This is a genomic window from Falsihalocynthiibacter arcticus (assembly GCF_000812665.2).
GTDB classification, from domain to species: domain Bacteria; phylum Pseudomonadota; class Alphaproteobacteria; order Rhodobacterales; family Rhodobacteraceae; genus Falsihalocynthiibacter; species Falsihalocynthiibacter arcticus.
In genome coordinates, this window is record NZ_CP014327.1 from 2,336,178 (window position 1) to 2,355,835 (window position 19,658).

Annotated in this window: 21 protein-coding genes; 16 read left to right on the top strand and 5 right to left on the bottom strand. The window is 52.0% G+C overall.

The window, feature by feature from the left end; translation table 11 throughout:
* The first annotated feature begins 2 nt into the window (after window positions 1-2).
* From RC74_RS11620 to RC74_RS11635, 4 genes are all read left to right on the top strand, one after another.
* Window positions 3-374 carry a CoxG family protein gene (locus RC74_RS11620; protein ID WP_249762069.1) on the top strand — a complete coding sequence of 124 codons (372 nt, stop codon included), beginning with the start codon at window positions 3-5 and terminating at the stop codon, window positions 372-374.
* 147 nt (window positions 375-521) lie between these two features.
* Entirely contained in the window at window positions 522-1,595 is a 1,074-nt protein-coding gene (locus RC74_RS11625; RefSeq protein WP_039001135.1) for a C4-dicarboxylate TRAP transporter substrate-binding protein, read from the top strand.
* Between the two features lie 55 nt (window positions 1,596-1,650).
* Window positions 1,651-2,196 carry a TRAP transporter small permease subunit gene (locus RC74_RS11630; protein WP_052274693.1) on the top strand — a complete coding sequence of 182 codons (546 nt, stop codon included), beginning with the start codon at window positions 1,651-1,653 and terminating at the stop codon, window positions 2,194-2,196.
* Window position 2,197: 1 nt separating this feature from the next.
* On the top strand, window positions 2,198-3,520 hold the full coding sequence (locus RC74_RS11635) for a TRAP transporter large permease (protein WP_039001133.1): 1,323 nt from the start codon (window positions 2,198-2,200) through the stop codon (window positions 3,518-3,520).
* 561 nt (window positions 3,521-4,081) lie between these two features.
* Here RC74_RS11635 and RC74_RS11640 read toward each other — a convergent pair.
* Window positions 4,082-4,495, bottom strand: coding sequence for a hypothetical protein (locus RC74_RS11640; RefSeq protein WP_039001132.1), 414 nt, complete (start codon window positions 4,493-4,495; stop codon window positions 4,082-4,084).
* 655 nt (window positions 4,496-5,150) lie between these two features.
* Here RC74_RS11640 and RC74_RS11645 point away from each other — a divergent pair.
* From RC74_RS11645 to RC74_RS11670, 7 genes are all read left to right on the top strand, one after another.
* Window positions 5,151-5,834: a GntR family transcriptional regulator gene (locus RC74_RS11645; RefSeq protein ID WP_169798736.1), complete on the top strand. Its 684-nt coding sequence runs from the start codon at window positions 5,151-5,153 to the stop codon at window positions 5,832-5,834.
* A 61-nt stretch (window positions 5,835-5,895) separates the two neighbouring features.
* Window positions 5,896-6,888: a TRAP transporter substrate-binding protein DctP gene (gene dctP / locus RC74_RS11650; RefSeq protein ID WP_039001131.1), complete on the top strand. Its 993-nt coding sequence runs from the start codon at window positions 5,896-5,898 to the stop codon at window positions 6,886-6,888.
* Window positions 6,889-6,987: 99 nt separating this feature from the next.
* On the top strand, window positions 6,988-7,500 hold the full coding sequence (locus RC74_RS11655; RefSeq protein ID WP_039001130.1) for a TRAP transporter small permease: 513 nt from the start codon (window positions 6,988-6,990) through the stop codon (window positions 7,498-7,500).
* A 12-nt stretch (window positions 7,501-7,512) separates the two neighbouring features.
* Complete coding sequence (locus tag RC74_RS11660) at window positions 7,513-8,499, top strand: TRAP transporter large permease subunit (RefSeq protein ID WP_335339539.1); 987 nt, start codon at window positions 7,513-7,515, stop codon at window positions 8,497-8,499.
* Complete coding sequence (locus RC74_RS23540) at window positions 8,445-8,825, top strand: TRAP transporter large permease subunit (protein ID WP_335339540.1); 381 nt, start codon at window positions 8,445-8,447, stop codon at window positions 8,823-8,825. The genes RC74_RS11660 and RC74_RS23540 overlap by 55 nt, the downstream gene beginning before the upstream one ends.
* Window positions 8,826-8,858: 33 nt before the next feature.
* Window positions 8,859-9,365, top strand: a complete 507-nt coding sequence (locus RC74_RS11665) for a V4R domain-containing protein (RefSeq protein WP_039001129.1) — start codon at window positions 8,859-8,861, stop codon at window positions 9,363-9,365.
* Window positions 9,366-9,453: 88 nt separating this feature from the next.
* Window positions 9,454-10,194 carry an HpcH/HpaI aldolase family protein gene (locus RC74_RS11670; RefSeq protein ID WP_039001128.1) on the top strand — a complete coding sequence of 247 codons (741 nt, stop codon included), beginning with the start codon at window positions 9,454-9,456 and terminating at the stop codon, window positions 10,192-10,194.
* 24 nt (window positions 10,195-10,218) lie between these two features.
* On the opposite strand, the gene RC74_RS11675 is transcribed toward RC74_RS11670, so the two are convergent.
* Genes RC74_RS11675 through RC74_RS11685 form a run of 3 tightly spaced genes read right to left on the bottom strand, consistent with a single transcriptional unit; the run spans window position 10,219 to window position 12,903 of the window.
* Window positions 10,219-10,710 (bottom strand): flavin reductase family protein, encoded by a 492-nt coding sequence (locus tag RC74_RS11675; RefSeq protein ID WP_039001127.1) that lies wholly within the window; start codon window positions 10,708-10,710, stop codon window positions 10,219-10,221.
* Complete coding sequence (locus RC74_RS11680) at window positions 10,700-11,638, bottom strand: LysR family transcriptional regulator (protein ID WP_039001126.1); 939 nt, start codon at window positions 11,636-11,638, stop codon at window positions 10,700-10,702. The genes RC74_RS11675 and RC74_RS11680 overlap by 11 nt, the downstream gene beginning before the upstream one ends.
* Window positions 11,639-11,694: 56 nt before the next feature.
* Window positions 11,695-12,903 (bottom strand): acyl-CoA dehydrogenase family protein, encoded by a 1,209-nt coding sequence (locus tag RC74_RS11685; protein ID WP_082802267.1) that lies wholly within the window; start codon window positions 12,901-12,903, stop codon window positions 11,695-11,697.
* Between the two features lie 390 nt (window positions 12,904-13,293).
* Here RC74_RS11685 and RC74_RS11690 point away from each other — a divergent pair, with 390 nt between their 5' ends.
* Window positions 13,294-13,887 carry a hypothetical protein gene (locus tag RC74_RS11690; RefSeq protein WP_062628230.1) on the top strand — a complete coding sequence of 198 codons (594 nt, stop codon included), beginning with the start codon at window positions 13,294-13,296 and terminating at the stop codon, window positions 13,885-13,887.
* Between the two features lie 229 nt (window positions 13,888-14,116).
* On the opposite strand, the gene RC74_RS11695 is transcribed toward RC74_RS11690, so the two are convergent.
* The gene (locus RC74_RS11695; protein WP_052274691.1) at window positions 14,117-14,926 is read right to left on the bottom strand and encodes a GntR family transcriptional regulator; all 810 of its coding nucleotides are present in this window, start codon (window positions 14,924-14,926) and stop codon (window positions 14,117-14,119) included.
* A 226-nt stretch (window positions 14,927-15,152) separates the two neighbouring features.
* On the opposite strand from RC74_RS11695, the gene RC74_RS11700 reads away from it, so the two are divergent.
* From RC74_RS11700 to RC74_RS11715, 4 genes are read left to right on the top strand one after another with little or no spacing between them, the layout of a single operon-like run.
* Entirely contained in the window at window positions 15,153-16,121 is a 969-nt protein-coding gene (locus RC74_RS11700; RefSeq protein WP_062628231.1) for an ABC transporter permease, read from the top strand.
* Complete coding sequence (locus RC74_RS11705; protein ID WP_039001124.1) at window positions 16,121-17,602, top strand: sugar ABC transporter ATP-binding protein; 1,482 nt, start codon at window positions 16,121-16,123, stop codon at window positions 17,600-17,602. The genes RC74_RS11700 and RC74_RS11705 overlap by 1 nt, the downstream gene beginning before the upstream one ends.
* Before the next feature lie 10 nt (window positions 17,603-17,612).
* Window positions 17,613-18,638, top strand: a complete 1,026-nt coding sequence (locus RC74_RS11710) for an ABC transporter permease (protein WP_039001123.1) — start codon at window positions 17,613-17,615, stop codon at window positions 18,636-18,638.
* Window positions 18,639-18,640: 2 nt separating this feature from the next.
* Window positions 18,641-19,627 carry a substrate-binding domain-containing protein gene (locus tag RC74_RS11715; RefSeq protein WP_052274689.1) on the top strand — a complete coding sequence of 329 codons (987 nt, stop codon included), beginning with the start codon at window positions 18,641-18,643 and terminating at the stop codon, window positions 19,625-19,627.
* Window positions 19,628-19,658 lie beyond the last annotated feature (31 nt).

Here is a 19,658-nt window from a genome sequence, read left to right on the forward strand (position 1 = left end):
CGATGGAACTTCAAGGCACCCAACCCCTTAGCGCAACCCCCGATCAGGTGTGGACGGCGCTATTTGATCGCGATGTATTGGAACGGGCGATCCCTGGCTGTGAAAGCTTGGAGCAGACCAGCGACACAAGCTTCTCCGCCGTGGTTAAGCTAAAGATCGGGCCAGTCTCCGCGCGCTTCAAAGGCGATGTTGAGTTGAGTGACATTGACCCCGGCAAGTCCTGCACGCTGTCTGGCAAGGGCTCTGGCGGGATCGCAGGCTTTGCCAAGGGCGCGGCGCGTATGACGCTGACGCCAGAGGGCGGTGGCACCGTGCTGGATTATACCGCAGACGTTGCAATTGGGGGAAACTCGCCGCCTTGGGGAACCGATTGATCAAGGCCACGGCCCAGAAACTTACCGGCGAATTCTTCGCCAACTTTACCACCGCTCTGACTGGCGAGGCCAAAGAACCCGCCGCCTGAGTGTTTAACACGACCAATACTGACCGCGCAGGACGCGGGATTTCTAAGGGAGGAAACCATGAAATCAACTCGCCGAGCCTTTTTGGCTGCATCTTCGGCTACGCTTGCGTTGCCATTCTTGAACACCCGTCTGATCGCGGCGGAAACCATCAACATCCAGATCGGCTCTAGCCATCCGACGAACAACATCTGGGTCTATGCGATGCAAAACGCATTGCAGCCTGAACTGGAACGTTTGCTGGCCGACGCTGGGGGCAATTACACAGTCAACTGGAATGAAAATTATGGTGGCACACTTTACAAATTCAAAGATACCCGCTCCGCTGTGCGCGATGGGATCGTTGACATCGGCATGGTCGGTACGGTTTGGGAAGGATCGGCAATGCCTTTGCAGAACGTCACCTATTTCACACCCTTCGCAAACGCCGACCACAATGTTGTCATCGATATTTTTGACAAGCTGACGGATGAGCTTCCGGAGCTTCGGGCTGGCTGGACCGACCAGAACATGGTGCATCTGTCGTCGCTGGTAACCGATAGCTATGACATCTATTCGAACTTCCCGATCGCGTCTGTTGATGACGTGAAAAATCGCCGCCTAAACGCGCCTGGAACGTCTGCCAATTGGCTGGCAAACACGGGCTGCACACCAGTTAACGGCGCACTAACAACTTATTACACGGATATCCAAACAGGCGTGTCCGAAGGGACGTTGTCCTTTGCCAGCGGCATTCAGCCAACCCGCGTGTATGAAGTGGCTCCGCATTTGACACGCGTCGGATTTGGGTCGATGTACTTTGGCGGGATCGCGGTAAATAAGCAGTTCCATGATGGTTTGCCTGCCGAAGTGCAAACCGCACTCCGCGAAGCTGGCCGCATTACTTCCCGCAGTCACGGTGACTATGTGACCGAGCGTTCGACCAGTGCGATGACAGAAATGGTCGCCGCGGGCCTTCAGGTTTCGGAAATGGAACAGGTCGAGCGTGAGAAATGGGCTGCAACGTTGCCTAATGTTGCCAAACCTTGGCTGGATGCAAACGGTCCGGCGGCTGCCGTCGTGATGAAAGCATATTTCGACGAACTCAAGGCGCGCGGGATCACCCCAGCGCGTGATTGGTCCGCCGAGATCTAGGCCAAGACAAGCAACGCAAAACCATACGATTTTAAGCCGCTGAATGGGGAACGACATGCAACAAGACGGGGTTATAGACCTAAAATCAAACCCGTATAAACGGGGGCTGCAGGTTGCTCTAAACGCTGTTGCGGCGATTGGAACCGTATGGATATTTGCCATTATGCTCATGATTGTGGCCGACGTGTTCGGCCGCAATTTTCTGGGATTGCCGATTACCGGTGTCCCAGAAATCGCTGCACGTAGCGTGGTTGCGATTGTTTTTCTGATGTTACCCGCCGCCGCCTTGAACGGGACATTGATCCGCGCCGACTTCCTGTTGCGCGGTTTGCGACGCTACTCCCGCCGTTCGGTGTATTTTTTGGATACGGTTTTTGCATTGGTCGGGGCCGTGCTCTTTGCGCTGGTGGCGATCGCGGCTTGGCCGGACACCCATGAAGCTTGGGCAACCTCCGAGTTCTTTGGCGTGCGCGGTGTCTGGACCCTGCCAACTCTGCCGTTCCACCTGCTTGTGGTGCTGGGGTCAGGCGCGACAAGCTTTGCCTTTGTTACCGTCGCCATCGAAAGCGCGATGCAAATAAAATCCGAAAAGGGTCACTGAGATGAGTAGTATTTCCATAGGCCTGATCCTGATCGGCGTTTTGTTTACACTGGTCCTGATGGGAATGCGGATTGCCGTCGCCCTGATGGCTGTTGCGTTTGCGGGGGTCTGGATTATCCGCGGTAATTTCGATCTGTCGATGCGCTTGATGTCGATGGCCGCGTATAATGGTGTGGCGAATTACCTGTTTGCCACGATCCCCCTCTTTGTCCTGATGGGGCACCTTGTCAGCATCTCGAACGTGGGAAAAGACACGTTTGACGTGGCCGAGACCTTGTTGCGGCGCCTTCTGGGCGGTTTGGGCATTGCCACGGTTGCCGCCAATACGATTTTTGCAGCTGTCACGGGGGTTTCCATCGCGTCAGCCGCTGTGTTCACCAAAGTTGCCGTACCCGAAATGACGCGCCACGGCTATCGCCCTTCGTTTTCGGCGGGCACCGTCGCAGGAAGCTCGGTTTTGGGCATGTTGATCCCGCCCAGCCTGCTGTTGATTATCTATGGTGTGCTGGCCGAACAATCCATTGGCCGTATGTTCATCGCAGGGTTGCTTCCCGGTGCGCTTCTGGCTGGGGGCTTTGTTTTGTGGATTTTGCTGGTGTCCAAATTCGCGCCCAGCTTAGTATTTACGCAAGAGTATCTTACGCACAAAAAGAAAGCTCTCCCATTCCCTCCTGCGATGCCCGTGCCCGAAATTTTACGAAAGCTGGCGCCGATCTGTGTGTTGGTCTTGTTCGTACTGGGCGGGCTATATAGCGGATTTTTCACCCCGACCGAAGCTGGGGGCGTGGGTGCTTTCGCGGCGCTGATTGTCGCTTTGATGCGCCGCAGCCTCAACCTGCGTAAATGGTGGGACGTGTTGACCCAGACCGGATCGATTTCGGTCGGCATTCTAGCGCTGCTTGTCGCGGCAAGCTTCTATAGTCAAATGCTAGCGGTTGCGGGAATTCCGTCTGCCATCGGAAATTTCGTGCAAACCAGTGGGTTTGGTTCCGTCGGTTTTTTGATCGTCTATGTGGTCATTGTTTTGCTACTGGGGATGATCTTGGACAGCAGTTCGATCCTGTTGATCGTTGTGCCAATCGCTGCTCCTATTGCGCAAAATCTCGGCTTTGATCTGATCCAATTTGGTATCATCACTGTCATCGCGGTTGAGGTGGGCCTGTTAACACCTCCGTTTGGGATTTCCATTTTCACGGTGCATTCGACCCTCGCCGACGACAGTACAACGCTGGAATCAATCTTTGCAGGCGCGCTTCCCTACGTAGGGGTGATGCTGATTGTCCTTACGCTTGTCGCGGTATTTCCCGGGCTTGTGATCGGATGAGGGATGAGGCTGGATATGAGGCTCAGGTGGTGTTCAATACCCACCAACCGACGCGTCGGTTGGTGGGATGGTTTATAGAGGGCATCCAAAATACTTTAGAAAAGAGAGCCAGGTTGTCGTAGGCTTGACCATATCAAGCTGATATTTGTTTCGACCTATGGGGTAGATATAGGAACGGTACATTATTCTTTCCCGTCATAGTTGAACTCATTGGATAGACACGATTAGCTGATGCCGATTTCGACTCCGTGCGCGGAAAGCGACCGCATCGTCTCAAGTGAAGCAGCTCTCTACTTCACGAGGGGTGATAACTGCACCTGCTCAAATAGGCTGCGCATAAATCCTTCGGACAGGTTTTCACGAAAAAGGATCATCGGATAATGGACCAGTTCGTCTAGTGGCCCGTGAAGCGGATGCCGCGCTGACAACTTTAGCGAACGAATCTACGCATAGCTGTCGTCGCTTCTGACCGCAGCGAATGTCCACAAACCCGCCCTTGTTGCTATAATCCAATTTTCGCCGTAGTAGGTAAAAATTAGGACTTTAGCAGGTTCAGACTGGTCAGCGTGTCGGCGCCTTATACAAAGGCAAGTATTTATCAATTCGAGCTCCCGCAACCATTGTAATCGACCCCAAACCCGCACACGCTGCGGGTTTGGTCGTTTTTGCATCCCCCAATGCCAAAATACCCGCCAATTCTCCTGCGAGTTCAATGCGATGCCCGTTCGGCGCATCCTCGTCCGGTAGCATCCTTATCTCTGAAATCAATTCCCGCAGCGCCTCAGTGGCTTCAGTCATTAGGGCAGGGTCTTGCAGGGCTGACGACAGGTTGCGGATTTTTGTCTGGTAGACTGTCGACAGGCTCGGGTGCAGACGCAGAGTTGGTGGCTCAAGGCTTTGCTCCAGTATACTTGACAGAGATAGCTTCTCGTTCTCCTGCTCCGCAATCCGTTCCTTCATGCTGGGTTGATACATATCGCCCCAGATCAGCAGGTTGAAAACTGATCACCATGATTATGGAAAGCAGTCATTCATGCTCGAACGGCGTATTGGTACTTTGTCCGCAAAACCGCCAGAAAGTCTCAATTTTGATATCAATTAGCAATTCAAACGGCGATTTCCCCCGTCTGAACAAGCGGTAGTCTCACTGGCTCAGTAGAGACAAGTTCGAATCTGTCTGACACCACCTGTCTGGACGCGTGAGGGTTGGCTTTGTCTGGCTGTGATCCTGGACTACATTCTCGGGGTGTGATCGGCTGGGCCCCCTCTCATCGATAAGTGAGAATTGGGGCGGCACAAAAACGGGACAGGTCCACATGGGCGCGCTTTTGCTTGCGGAAGCATTGCGTAAAGGAACCTTGGGTCTCAGGCTTGGGGTTGCAAATTAATGTTTAATTCTAAATCTTATTGATTGCAGTCACGTACTTCATAAGAAGTTCCCCATCTCAATTTATCGGCTGTATTTGCGGTTATTGGACTGATGTCGGCCCAATTAGCGGCATTTTTTTGCCCGTCTGCCTATTCTTTGAGCGCCAATTAGGGCGTACGCGCGGTTTTCTACAGTATTTCTTGCAATTAATTACTTTAAGATTGAAGGTATACCAAGATGGATGACAAAGGTGTAACTCCAATGACTCAGCGAAACATGACCATTTCCCTCGTTCAGAGTGTCTATAATGAATTGCTTTCCGATCTTGCGGCAAACCGTCGTCAAGCTGGCGATCGTCTTGTGGAAGCGGTTATTGCACGTCAGAGAGAGGTTTCAAGAACGCCAGTTCGAGAAGCTCTTGGACGGCTTGAGAATGATGGGCTGATTGAGAGCGTACCGCCGAATGGATACGTCATTATCACGCCGACGATTGAGGATATTCGTGAAATTTTTGCGATCCGCCGTGCGCTTGAGCCCTTGGCCTTCTCTGGTCTGATAGAGGTTGCGAGCGCGAATGATGATACGGAGTTGCGCTCGCTTCTCTCTAATGTTCAGGCCGCGCACACACCCGAAGATGCCGCTACTGCAAATATTTTCTTCCGTAACTTCTGGATGTCCCGAATTCAAAATCGCCGCCTGAAAGAAACGCTCTCTCGCTTCCATATGCAGGTCCATTTGGTACGTGCAGCGACCCTGAAGCTCTCGAGCGGGCGTGAAACTGCGCGCATTGGCGCTGGCAAATTAGCCGAGAGCTATTGGGCGCGTGATACCGATGCCGCGCAAGATGCGATGACGCAGTTTGTTGATGCTGCTCTTGCCACTTTTGAAGCTGTCGCAGCGGAAAAGGAGATGGCCCAAGAACCATTGCCAAAATTAACTGGATAACAAAACAGGCCCGAACAAGTCGATTAAACGATGGGGCTTTTCAACCAACAATGAGGGAATTATGACTAAGTTTTTACTCCTAAAGGGCGTTGCCGCCGCTGCAGTTTTTGGATTGTCATCCGTTGCTGCTCAGGCCGAGGATATTATCCGCGCTGTGACATTCACACCCGCACAGGTGTCGTTTTCGCGAAACTTTCAAGGCTTCGTTGACCTCGTAAATGAGCGCGGCGAAGGCGTTGTTCAAGTACAGATAATTGGTGGACCAGAAACCATTCCACAGGAGCGGATGGGCGAGGCACAAAAGAACGGTATCGCCGACATGTTCCTCCTGCCGGCGGGTCTATATCTTAACCTCGTTCCAGAAGGCGAAGCGTTTGCCGGTTCCAACCTTGACCCAATGGCACTCAGAGCTGCGGGCGGCATGGAATTGGTGAACAAACCATTTCACGAAAAAGGCAACTCCCATGTGTTGGCGCATGTTGACGGTGGCGCCAGCTTCTTTTTGTGGACCACTGAAAAACCGGGCGTCGATGAGAATGGCCAGATCGATCTAGAGGGTATTCGGATGCGCTCGTCGCCATTGTTCCGCTCCTTTCTAGAAGAACTTGGTGCGACAAATGTCGTCCAAAGTGCGAGTGAAGTTTACACATCGCTCGAACGTGGCGTTGTGGAGGGCACAGCCTATCCTGTGACGGGACTTCGTGATTTCGGTTGGGACAAGTTTTTGAAATATCGCGTTAATCCAGGATTTTTCCAAACGGATGTGTTGGTTTCAATGAATCTGGATAGCTGGAATGCTCTTTCTGACGAGGCCAAGGAAATCGTCAATCAAGCCGCGATTGATCACGAGGCGTCTTCGTATGAGGCGAGTATTGCGTTGAACGAGGAAGAGAGCCAGATCCTTTTGGAGGGCGGCATTGAGAATATCGAATTGACTGGCGAGCAGCGTCAAATCTTCCTTGAGAAAGCATATGACATTTCTTGGCAGCGCCTAAAGGATCGTGATCCGACAATGCACGACGAACTGAAAGCGGTGTTCTTTACCGATTTCTAAAAACGCTGTTTCGGCGGGGCTCCTGCTTGGTCAGAAGGCCCGCCGCTCCCAAATTTGCGCTTTGCTTGCAGATATTTTCCCCCTCGAAAGGACATACATATGTCTTCGGTGTTTCGACTCCTTGATGCGGTGTCGCATCTATTGTTTCGTATTGCATGCTTATTGGTTGTGGCGATCGTTTTGATCGTCACCTATGACGTGTTGTCCCGAAATCTTGGCCTACCAATGTTTATTTGGGCGGTGAATTCGGTTGAATACGCAATGCTCCACGTTACATTTCTGTGCCTCCCATATCTCGTGATGACACGCGGTCATGTCAGTGTCGAAGTTGTATTGACCTACCTCCCAGTTCACGTGCGCAAAGCATGGGAGTTTGTACTGCACATCATTGCGGCGCTGATCTGCTTTTACCTCGCATGGCATAGCGGAAAGAGTTTTTTCACCGCGTTGATTGAAGGCACCTACGAAGTCCGCAGTTTCGATGCGCCCATGTGGACACTCTATGCGTCGATGCCTCTCGGCTTTGGGTTTGGGGGCGCTCAGTTCCTTTCCTTTATCGCGCGCGGCGAAAGCTTTTACGGTGCGGCGCCCGAAGCGCACGCAGGAATGTAAGGAAGATTTGATATGATGGACTGGACCACTTCCATTGCGATCCTAATTGGCGGCCTGATCTTTTCGATGGGGATCGGTTTGCCCGTGGCGCTTGGATTCTTTTTGATTAACGTGATCGGCGTGTTTTTATTTATGGGCGGCGCGCGCGGGATTGATCAGATGATCTCCAACGCGACCATGGCGGTGTCGACGTATGCATTGGCACCTGTGCCGCTCTTTCTGGTTATGGGATCGCTGTTTTTCCACTCTGGCCTCGCGCGCCGTGTTCTAGATGCGATCGACGTTTTGATAGGCCGCCTTCCGGCGCGTCTGTCCTATCTTACCATCACGTCAGGGACTGTGTTTGCTGCGCTGTCTGGATCGTCGCTGGCCAACACAGGTATGCTCGGCACATTGATGGTGCCCGAGATGATGAAGCGCGGGTACAAGAAACATATGGCGATTGGGCCCATCCTTGGCTCGGGTGGTTTGGCCGTGATTATTCCGCCGTCTACACTGGCGGTTCTCTTTGGGTCGCTGGCGGGGATTGATATTGGCGGCCTTCTTGTTGCGGGCCTGCTTCCAGGTTTAATTCTTGCGATATTCTACTCAATTTTGATTTTTGTTCAGGCAAAAATTGATCCCGAAGCCGCCCCGTCTTACGACTTTGAGCCTGTTAGTCGGTCCAAACGCATCAAGATATTTTGCAGAGATATTCTGCCGATGGTTGTGATCATGATGGCGGTTGTGGGATCGATTCTGACCGGATTTGCAACGCCCACAGAAAGTGGCGCACTTGGGATCGTTGCCGTTACAGCCCTTGCTTTGCTCTTTAAGGCCCTTGATTTCAAAGCTGTCAACACAGCAATCACGGATGCTGCCCGTGTGACGGGGATGACGTTCCTTTTGATCACGGCCTCGTCGACATTTGCGCAGCTTTTGGCGTTTTCCGGCGCATCCTCGGGATGGTCCGCTGGGCAACTTCGCTTGAAATGGGGCCGACCGAAACGCTCTTGGTGATGGCCTTGATCCTGCTTGTCCTCGGGATGTTTATGGATCAGGTGTCGATGATGCTCATCACGCTTCCGCTCTTTGTTCCGCTGGCGCTGTCGTTGGATTTCGACATGATCTGGTGGGGATTAATCATGCTTTTGATGCTTGAAGTTTCCTTCACAACACCGCCTTTTGGGCTGCTGCTCTTTGTGATGCACGGTGTGAGCCCGCCAGGAACGACATTGCCCGAAGTGGCAAAAGCGGCCCTGCCGTACATTCTATGTGTCTTCTTGCTGATCGGGTTGGTAATTATGTTCCCCCCTTTGGCTACCTTTATTCCCTCGCTGATGTAGGCACTTTGCCCGCTCTACAAAAAGGACAGATCAATGAGTTTTCGCGACAGACTTTCTTATGATGCCAAGGCTGGTACGTATTACGACGGCGATATGCGCTATATGTTCATTAAGCCAGAAGCGGTCATGGGGATCGTGTTAGAAATGCCGCCAGAGCAACGCCCTGCGGTGTTTGACGCGATGATCCGCTCGGTTTTTACAAACGGTGGAAAATCGGCACAAAGCTATAAAGATGCGGGGGCAGGGGCATCAGAATCCCTTCTTGCCGTGATCCGCGAAACCTCGGGCCAGTTGGGGTGGGGGGATTGGGATACGGTTTTGACAGAAAAGAGCCTCCGTGTGACGGTTCGGAATTCCCCCTTCGCCGCTGGATATGGCGATTCAGATGTGCCGGTTTGTGCGCTTATTGTTGGGATGTTGACGGCAGTTTCAGAAATGATTTTTGGGGCGGCGACACGCGTTACTGAAACAACATGCGCCGCGATGGGGGCTGATGAGTGTCGGTTTGAGGCGCGGGTCGCAAACGGATTTACGGAGTGATGCAGGCTTATCTGTCTTCTCTGCGCCCGGCGGGCATCTCAAAACGCATTCTCAATCCACACAAAAGTTTTCACACAAAAGGTACAACATGACATATTTGCGTAATGCTGTTGCGAAACGCGTTCCTTTGCGCGGGCCATTTGTGGCCCTTCCCACGCCGATGTCAGTTGAAATCGTAGCAGGGGCAAAGCCCGATTTTATCTGCATCGATACGGAGCATAGTCCAATTTCAGATGGGCTTTTGACAAATATGGTGCGCGCTGCTGATCTTGCCCGAATTCCGGCGCTTGTCCGTGTGCGCAGCAATCTACCACAGAATATTTCGGCCGCACTAGATGCGGGTGCTTGTGGTGTTCTTGTGCCGCATGTCTCGAACGCGAGTGAGGCAAAGGCGGCTGTGAGCGCTGCTCGATTTGCTCCGCATGGCACACGTGGAGCGGGGCCGGGGCGGGCTGCCTCGTATCTACGGGACATAGGGGGGTCGATTGAGCGTGCGCGCAAAGAAACCTTGGTGGCCGTTCAGCTTGAAACTCTTCAGGCGGTCAAAAATGTAGACGAAATTCTGGCTGTTGAAGGGATTGATTTGGTTTTTATCGGGCCGGGGGATCTTGGTGTCGATGCGGCAGCCCAAGCCTGCATCGAGAGCCTCGATGATTTGATCGAGCGCTTGGTATCCGCGGCACAAGCGGCGGATGTACCTGTCGGTATTTTTACTGCGGATCGCGCCGCGAGCAAGCGCTGGCTTGCGCGCCTGTCCTTTGTGATCGAAGGGTCGGACGCACAGTTTCTTACGCTGGCCAGTGATGCGGCGGCGGCGGCTTTAGATTAAGTCGCGCCCGCTTCGCTGCGGATTTTAAACCGTTGCCTGTGCGCGCCCAAACTGTGCCCTCGCATAAATCAAGGCATCTCCAACTTCGAGGGCAGAGTTTTTAATTTCTCCGATGAAGACCCTGTGACTTCCTATATCGCTGTAAGAACTCAGTTCACAACACACTGAAGCAACGGCGGTGGTGAGCTGCGGCAATCCTCGATCCGTTTCTTCCCACACCCCAACGGAAAATTTTTGCGCACCCTTTAGCCCTCCTGCACCCGCAAAGGCTAGGGCGATATCGTCAGAGGTATGGTCAAGCAGTTGCACACTAAAACTTTTTAAGCGGGTGATTTCTGCGCAGGTGTCGGTCGCGCGGTTGACGCAGACCAAAAGACTTGGCGGGGTGTCAGTTACAGAGCAAACAGCCGTCGCCGTGATACCACGCCGGTTGTCGCCTTGCCCCACAGTAACAAGCGTTACAGCCCCAGGAAAAAGAGACATGGTTTGGCGGAATAAGTCGGTACTAATTGTCATGTGAAGCGATCTCCGGTGAAGGAAGGGCTGCGTGGATGAGCTCTCGGAGCCAAAGCAAGGCTGGGTCTTCGGAAAAACTGGAATGCACCCAAAGCTTGATGTCATAGGATGGCAATTCGAAAGGTAAATCGCGCGCAGAAAAGCCACCTCGCCCTTCGAGACGAAGAAAGATGGAATGCGGGAAAATCGCGACAAAATCGGTTTGTCGCACGACTTCCGGCACAACGGTAAAGTGATCTAGACGGGCTTTGGCTTTTATGCTCAAACCGCGCTGCTTGAGGCTGTCTTGTGCCATTTGATATCCGGTCGCTGCACGGCTCACATCCACGAAGGATAAGCGCGAAAAACTATCTTCGGACCACTCTTGCGTTAGCGCGGGATGACCTTCGCGCATCAGGCAAACCAAATGATCCTTGAGCAGAACACGCCCTTGGCATTGTGCCGTGTCAATTCCAGGAAGATAGCCGATGGCCAAATCTACATGGCCACTGCGCAATGCGCTCGCCGTTTCCGAAGGGTCAATGCGGACGGAGGTGATGCCGGCCTCCGGTGCGGCTTTTTCCAAGGCTGCCAAAATGCGTGGCATTGAGAAAAACTCGCCGGTGTCTGTCATCGCGATGCGAAAGCGGCGTGTCGTCGTTTCTGGTACAAAACGATGCGTGTCCTGAACCGTTTGTTCCAGTAAGGCAAACGCAGTCTCAAATGGGCCACGCAACCGAGTAGCCGTTTCTGTGGGTATCATTTGATTTCCAACGCGTTGAAATAGGGGGTCGGAAAATTGATCTCGCAATCGACGCAAGGAATGGCTAACTGCGGGCTGGGTCAGGCCAAGGCGTTCTCCGGCGCCCGTCAGGCTTTGCATGTCCCAAATCGCCAAAAAGACTTTGATGAGATTGAGATCGAAGTGGCTAGAGTTGAAGTTTCTCATGAAGGATTTCCAACCCATAAAGAATGTAGCAAAGAATCAATCGTTGCTCTTTGACCTCAGGGGTAACCGCGAGGGGCGTCTAAACCGGCTAAAACCCGCCCTGCGTTTTCAATCGTCATATCGGTCACAGCGGCATGTTGGGTCACAACCATTGCATCGCGCAGATAGCGTTGCATGGGGTTCCCCGAAGCAATCACGCCCATCCCAGAAATAGTATAGCATTTTTGCACAATTTGCGCGCCAACCTTGGCAGCGTTCGAGGCACTCAATCGCAACAAGTTGATGTGTTCAAGTGGCACAGGGTCTCCTTGAAGAAGATAGTCCCACGCTTCTTCGGCAGCTTCGTAAAAAAACGCGCGCGCACCGCGCAGGGCTGCTTCTGTCTCCGCGACGCCAGTTAAATAATATCCGCGGTCACAAAGGCGGGAATGTCCGGCCATGAGCTTTGCTGCGTTAGACACGGATTTTGCATGCTCAATTGCGGCACGTGCCAAACCAAGGTTACAGGCTGCGTGAACTTGCGCTTGGTACGCCATTGCAGGATATCGGTAGAGCGGTTCGTCAAATAGGCCAGGGGCGCCACGTTCACAAATCCAAGTGTCAGAATAGTATTTGTCCGTTACTGTGGTGTCGTGGCTGCCTGTGCCTTGCATGCCGGAAACGTCCCAACATTCAATGATCTCTACCTCGTCGGCAGGCGCAACAGCCATCATTACGATGGGCGGAGCGTTCGGCTCGTCGCCCTGCGGAACGCCTTCGATCCCGACGCCAATCCAGTCAGCCCCCATGCAACCAGATGCGAATTTCCAACGGCCAGACACATTCCAGCCGCCTTCAACACGTGTGGCCTTTTGGACGGGATGTAACCCGCCAGCAAAAACTTGATCGGGTCCGTTCGCATACATAATTTCTTGGGCTTCGATGGGCAATGCGGCGGTATATGTGTTTGCTGAGCCAAATGCCGAGACCCACGCCGCAGAGCCATCGACTGTGCCGATTTTATCAACCATTTTCAGAAAGTGATGGGGCGCCATCGCGTCGCCACCAAACCGCGTAGGTGTGGCAGACCGGAAAATCCGTGCTTTTTTCATGAGCGCGATAATGTCTTTTGGCACATGCCGTTTTTGCTCGATCTCGCCGCGTCTCTCTGCAATCGTCTTGAGTAGATGCTTGAATTCTAAAGTTTCCGTGAGTTTCGAAAAATCCTGTTCCAACGACTGGGCGCTTGAAATTTCTGTTGTTTTTACATCAAGTACTGTTGTCATTGGAGCATTCCTTTTCGCTGTTTAAATGTATTAGCGCCGAAATTACTTCATAAATCAAATTCATTTTACTAACTGTGCGCATGAACTAAATTCATTCATTCATTCATTCATTCATTCACTTGCTCGTGACCGCCCTCACGGTCCTTGGGTAGATGCAATGTGAACTCAAGTTAGTTCGCGACATTTGTTCTATCCCTGTTTTCTTAGTTCCTCAGTGAAGGTTTCGGTCGGAGTGAAGTGGCCCGGCAAAGCTGGACCGCGTGCTTAAGTGTATCCAACACGAATGAATGGATACGAGAATGACGCGCCAGTGTAGGTTGCTCAAGATCAGCCTTTCGTCGATCTATTACACACCAGTTGGGGTGAATGCTGAGACACTTAAGCTGATGCATGAGATTGATAGGGTGTTCACCAAATAAGCATGCCGTCATCCGCCGCACTAAACTTGCAGACAGGAAGGCACGTGAGGACAAAGCTGCAGAGCTCGCTGACAAAGAAGCCAGCATTGCCCACCGCGAGGCCGAGTTGACCGAAGCGGTTGAGGCCATGAGTGAGGTTTTTGAAGCCGTTGAAATCGGCGAGGCCGTGGTTGAAAACGGCCAATTCTTTCTGTCGCGCTGGCCCGATATCATCGCCCGCATGCGGGGCGATGGCCGCGATGACGTCTCCGCCCCAGTCCGCAAGCTGATCAACGGCTTTGTCGGTCTTGTGGTGCGCTTGACTAAATGGGGGCAGGACAGTGATGGGCCCGAAGTGCAAGAGGATGATGGGCCGAGTTTTGGTAGGTATCCCCTGATCCGAACACCCCTCCGTCCTGTGCTTGACGAAACTCATTTCCAATTAGAAGGCCTGACAAATAGCTTACCATGTCACGAACCGCGAGTTCGCCTGAGCGTGTCATGGTTGAAAACAGACCCATCAACACCTAGGGGGCGGAGCATCAGCGTAGCAGACGACTTTGAGCACGGCATTTTAGCAAGCTGAACGCGATAGGGCGTTCTAGTCGAATAAGACGTTGATACAATTTTGGCACCGATCTTGCGACCGCACATTTCCATGTGGCACCAAAGAAGTTCTATGGCGCGGTAAAACCACTTCTGCCAAAATTATGTGTCTCCGACTTTGCGACATTGAGGGAGACTAAAAACATTGAGATGTCATCTTGGTTAGTGAGGAGTAAAATTGGCATAATATAATTCATGGGTGGCTTGGCTCACCGACTCGTGTTTTTATCGGCGAATAAAACTGAATATTTTTCAATTGCCGTGAGGGCCTCATCCGAAAATAGTTCGGGTTTTCCGTTGACGAGAGCTTTGACTGTTTCTACGACTCTATTGAGGTGCCGATCAATGGCTTGTTCAGCGGAGGTGCTATCGCCCGCTACGATTGCGGCGACAATTGTTTCGTGTTCCTCGAGCACTGTTTCCATATGATTTGGCAAGGGGAATGCAAGGCGACGCACGCGATCAAGTTGTGCTTTTGCCGAATGAATAATCCGCCAAACACGGTCGGACGTTCCAATTCGACAAATTAGCTTATGAAATTCCTCATCCGCCTCGTAAAAGGCAGCCAAGTCGCGATCTTGCGCAAGGCGTCGTTGGCTGAACATGCTGATATCTAGTTGTGATCTGCTTTCCTGTGTCATCCTGAGCGCGGCGATACGCACGGTTTCACGTTCTAAAGCACGGCGCACAAGCTGTCCCTCAAACACGGAATCGAGATCAATTTTTGAAACGTAAGTCCCTGAATTTGGGATTATATGGACCAAACCTTCGTCCGAAAGCCGCAAGAGTGCTTCTCGAATCGGTGTGCGAGAAACGTCCAGAAGGTCACAGACGTCGCGCTCAGGTATCAGTTTTCCAGGTTCGATGGACATCTCGATAATTGAGTATCTCAAGACGCCATAAACTTGCGAAGCGAGCGGCTTACTTTTGTCAATTAAGTCCAAAGCCCTTTCAGGCAAAACGAGGTTCGTTTTGCTCAAGGGTTTGCCGTCTAAGGTTTTTTTTCTTGGACGAGCCATGACGTCTCTTTCGGTTTTGGGCCAGTTACACGTGCTGAAGCCGCCTGATATGTTGGTTTATACGGGATAAATCAATAAAAATCAAAGGTTAAAAAATGTGTTGATAAACTGGTATACCAGTACTACGGTTGGCGAGAACTGGAGATTCGTCACGCCTTCGAGGCGGGCAGGGGGAAATAAGAATGACCGACATGGCTGAAATCGAGTCTCGGAGGGGGCTGTCTCTTTGTTGCTTTCGAGCCGCCAATTTTGGCTGGCCGCCCTTAATCTAGGTGTGATCGCTGTAATTGGATTCCTGCGGCCGGATACTTTTCTGAGTTGGATTAACTTCAAAGCCATTTTGACGCTGATGTCTTATGATGTGCTCTTGGCGATGGCTATGACTGTTGTTTTGATTGTGCGCGGATTGGATTTGTCCGTAGGGTCGGTCCTTGCGCTTACGTCTGTGGTTCTGGCGATGTTGTTGCGCGACGGTGTTCCTATTCCTATTGCTCTGGCAATCAGCCTAGTGTCCGCCCTACTTTGTGGCGCAGTGAATGGTTTCCTTGTCGTAAAGGGTCGGCTTTTACCATTCTTGGTGACTCTCGGAACTATGACAATCGCGCGGGGAATTGCGACGGTCCTGACCACCGGACAATACGTCTCTTTCCCCCATGCCACGCGTTGGTTTTCAAAGTTTGCACGTTACGAAATCGATATCCCGATTGGTGGCTCGGCTTACGGCGTGCCTGTCACGCTTCTCGTCACGCTTATTACCGCCATTTCCTTCGGGTTCCTGTTGTGGCGATGGGCTCCGATGCGCTCTTTCTTTTTCATCGGAGAAAGCCCCGATGCGGCGGCACTCTCTGGTATTCGGGTCGAGCGCGTTACTTTTACGGCTTACCTTTTGTCAGCGTTTTTCGTCTGGATCGCGGCGGTTCTGATGACATCGGCCAATAAGATTGGATACGCCAACTATGGTATCGGTTCCGAACTTCGTGCTCTTGCAGCGGCGGTCATTGGTGGTGCGAGCCTTTCTGGTGGGACGGGTTCAATCCTTGGTACTTTCCTTGGTGTCCTCTTGCTTGCCTTGATCGGGAATGGCTTCATTTTGCTCAACGGCGACCCGAACTGGCAACAGGCCACCGTCGGCGCGGTGTTGATTATCGCCGTGGCCGTTGACGCAATTCGTCGAATTCGGGGAGGGAGCGAATAATGCTCAGCGCAACAGGCATTTATAAGTCCTTTAATGGCAATGTCGTATTGACAAATGTCGACTTCAATCTGCGACCCGGAGAAGTGCATGCCCTTATTGGTGAGAATGGGGCAGGGAAGTCGACACTGGTGAACATCCTCTCTGGAAATCACCGCGCGGACAGTGGCGTAATTGAAGTTGACGAAGTCGAGAAATCTTTTGGGCATCCGTTGGAAGCAATGCGATCGGGAATCGCGGTCGTGCATCAGGAACTGAGTTTAGTACCCAATGCAACAGTTGCGGAAAATATGTTTTTGCGGCGTGAGATTACGAACAAATTCGGCCTAAACGACTGGCGCGCAATGACCGAGGCGGCGCAAAAAATTTTCGCGCAAATGGGCGTGGATATTAATCCAAATGACCTGGCGGGCTCACTTTCAACTGGAATGCAGCAATTGGTTGAGGTGGCCAAGGCGGTTTCTTTGAATGCCAAATATGTCTTTATGGACGAACCAACATCTTCGCTTTCGGAAAAGGAAATTCAGGAGCTTTTCCAAGTTGTGCGCGACTTAAGGGATCAAGGGCTTGGGATCGTTTTCATATCGCATAAGTTGACAGAGCTGTTTGAAATTTCGGATCGCATCACGGTTCTCAGGGATGGTCAATTTATAGGTACACGCGAGATTATTGCGACGGACGCCGAAGAAATCATCTCGATGATGGTCGGTCGCCACCTTGGCGATTTGTTCCCTCCAAAAGCGTCGAAACCAGGCGATGTGCTGTTTAAATGCTGTGGTTTAGCGGCCTTTGGGACAGTGGCAGATGTAAGTTTTGAAGTGCGTCGCGGCGAAATATTGGGCGTTGCAGGGCTTGTGGGCTCTGGCCGGACCGAAGCAATGCGCGCGTTGATCAATGCCGATCCCCGACTGGCGGGGACCTTCGAATTGAATGGTCAAGAGATTGAGATCAAAGACCCCGCCGACGCAATGCGGCAAGGGATTGTCTATGTTACCGAAGATCGGAAGCAATCGGGTTTGTTCCTAAATTTCGCCATTGATCAAAATATTTCGGTTTCAACTCTGTCAAAGAAGTCAGGAAGATTTGGCCTGACTAACCGCACAGAAATTGCGCAATCCGCAGAAACCTTCATTGAGAAAATGGATATCAGGCCGCGGCGGCCAGATGCGCGTGTTCTTGATCTGTCTGGGGGCAATCAGCAAAAGGTTCTTCTCTCGAAATACTTCGAGGTCGATCCAGTCCTAATGATTGTGGACGAACCCACACGCGGGGTCGATGTAGGGGCTAAAGCCCTGATTCACCAAAGACTTAGAGATCTTGCTGAAACAGGTGCCGCCATAATCGTGGTATCTTCGGAGATGCCTGAAGTCTTGGGTATGGCAGACCGTGTGCTTGTTTTTCGCGCTGGCCGTGTTTCCACAATTCTTGACAACCATAACAGCTCACTTCGCCAAGAAGAAGTTATGGCTGCAGCAATCGAATGAGGCTTGAATAATGTCCCACGAAAGAAAAAAACTGCGGCCAGTGACCGTGCAGTACATTGGTCTTATCTCTGTTACGCTGCTCATCGCGGTTGGGTTCCACTTCAGTTTCGGTAACCTGCTGACCGGCGCAAATTTGCGTGTTTTGGCGATGAATATGGTGTTTGAGGGGATAATGGCCCTTGGCATGACCTTTGTGATTATCATGGGTGGTATTGATCTCTCCGTGGCCTCTGTCTTTGCTTTTGCTGAAATTCTGGTCGGAAAATTGATGGTTCAGGCAGGATTGCCGGTGATCCCATCAGTTATCCTGACGGTAATGGCATGCGGCATGGTTGGTCTGATCAACGGGGTTCTTATTGTTACTCTGCGTGTGCATCCCTTGATTATTACGCTGGGAACCCTTTTGACGCTGCGTGGTGTGAATTTGGCTATTACCGATGGCCGTTCCATTTCGGGTTTTTCGGAAGAGTTTCTTTATCTCGGCCAAGGGCGTGTGTTTGGGGTTGATATTCCGATTTGGTTCTTTGGAATTGCAGCCCTCATCCTTGGGCTGGCCTTGGCGCACCACAGATACTTCCGTCAAATCTATTTCATCGGCGGCTCCGAACGTTCTGCACGTTTTTCTGGTGTGAATGTAGATCGGGTAAAAATCTCAATGTATATGCTTTGCTCCACTTTGGCCGGCTGTGCGGGCGTTATGGCCGCCGCTAAATATGGCGCGGCGCATTGGGGGCACGGGAATTTGTCGGAATTAAAAGCCATCGCAGCAGTTGCTGTTGGCGGCGCGGATATCATGGGCGGATCGGGCACTATCGTCGGAACAGTCCTTGGTGTGATCTTTCTAGCTGTTGTTCACAATGCTTTCGTGACCTCAGCTATCAACCCATTTTGGTATGACGTTGTAAACGGCGTCATGCTCTTGTTGGCGGTCCTTCTTAGTCGGTTCATTTCGGCGAGAAACCAACGAGAATTGCAATCAGCAAAACAAAAGAAATTGGATCTGAATATTCCCAAAACCAACGCATCGGAGGATTAAATATGCGTCTTAGAAAGAAAATTGCCATTGCGGCATTAGCTATTAGCGCGGCCTGTGGCTCAGCTGCAAGCGCACAGGACAACGAACATTACGGAATGGTTGTTTTCCTAAAAGGGTCGGAGTTCTTTAACTGGTCATATGCAGGTTTTCAGGATGCCGCCGCCACAGTTGGTGCGACAACCGAATTGCAAGGCCCAGCTGATTGGGACGCCTCCGCCGAAGCGCGTGCTGTTGACCAGCTCGTTGCCAAGGGTGTTAAAGGTATCGCTGTTACGGCTGGGGATGCGGACACTTTGACTGGCGCAATTAATGCTGCGATGGCTGCAGGTGTTCCAACCCTCACTTTTGATAGCGACAGCCCCAACTCTGATCGTCTGTTGTTTGTGGGAACCAACAACTACAACGCGGGTTTTGCAGCGGGTAAAGCCATTGGGGAAACTTACGGCGATGACGCGCGTGTCGGCGTTTCTTTGATCCCAGGCTTGGACTCAATCAACCACCGTTTGCAGGGCTTTATCGATGGTATGGCCTCCGTTGCTCCCGGCGCTAAAGTTGTTACCGAAGTGAACGACGAGGGTGATTTGCAAAAAGCCGAATCTGTAAACACAGCGATGCTTCAAGCAAATCCAGAAATCAACGTGATCTTCTGTGCGCACGGCAACCCAGCAACTGGCGCACTTGCGGCGACACGCAATGTTGGCCGTGACTCTGGCGACAACAAAGTCGGCGTTTTGGCTTGGTCCATCGACGCACCAATCTTGCTTGGTGTTGACGAAGGCGAATATGCAGCAACTGTAGCTCAGAATCCTTACATGATGGGCGTTCAGTCCTTCTGGGCTCTGTGGTCTGCGGCGCATCCAACTCAGTTTGATAGCCTTTCCAATCCTGGAATGGGCCACGTTCCTACTGCGGATCTCGATACTGGTGTCGCAATCTTGCAGCAAGGGAACCCAGCGATTCAAGCGCTGATGTCGCCTCCAAAACTCTAAAACCCAAATGGCCCCGGAGTTTTCTCTCGAC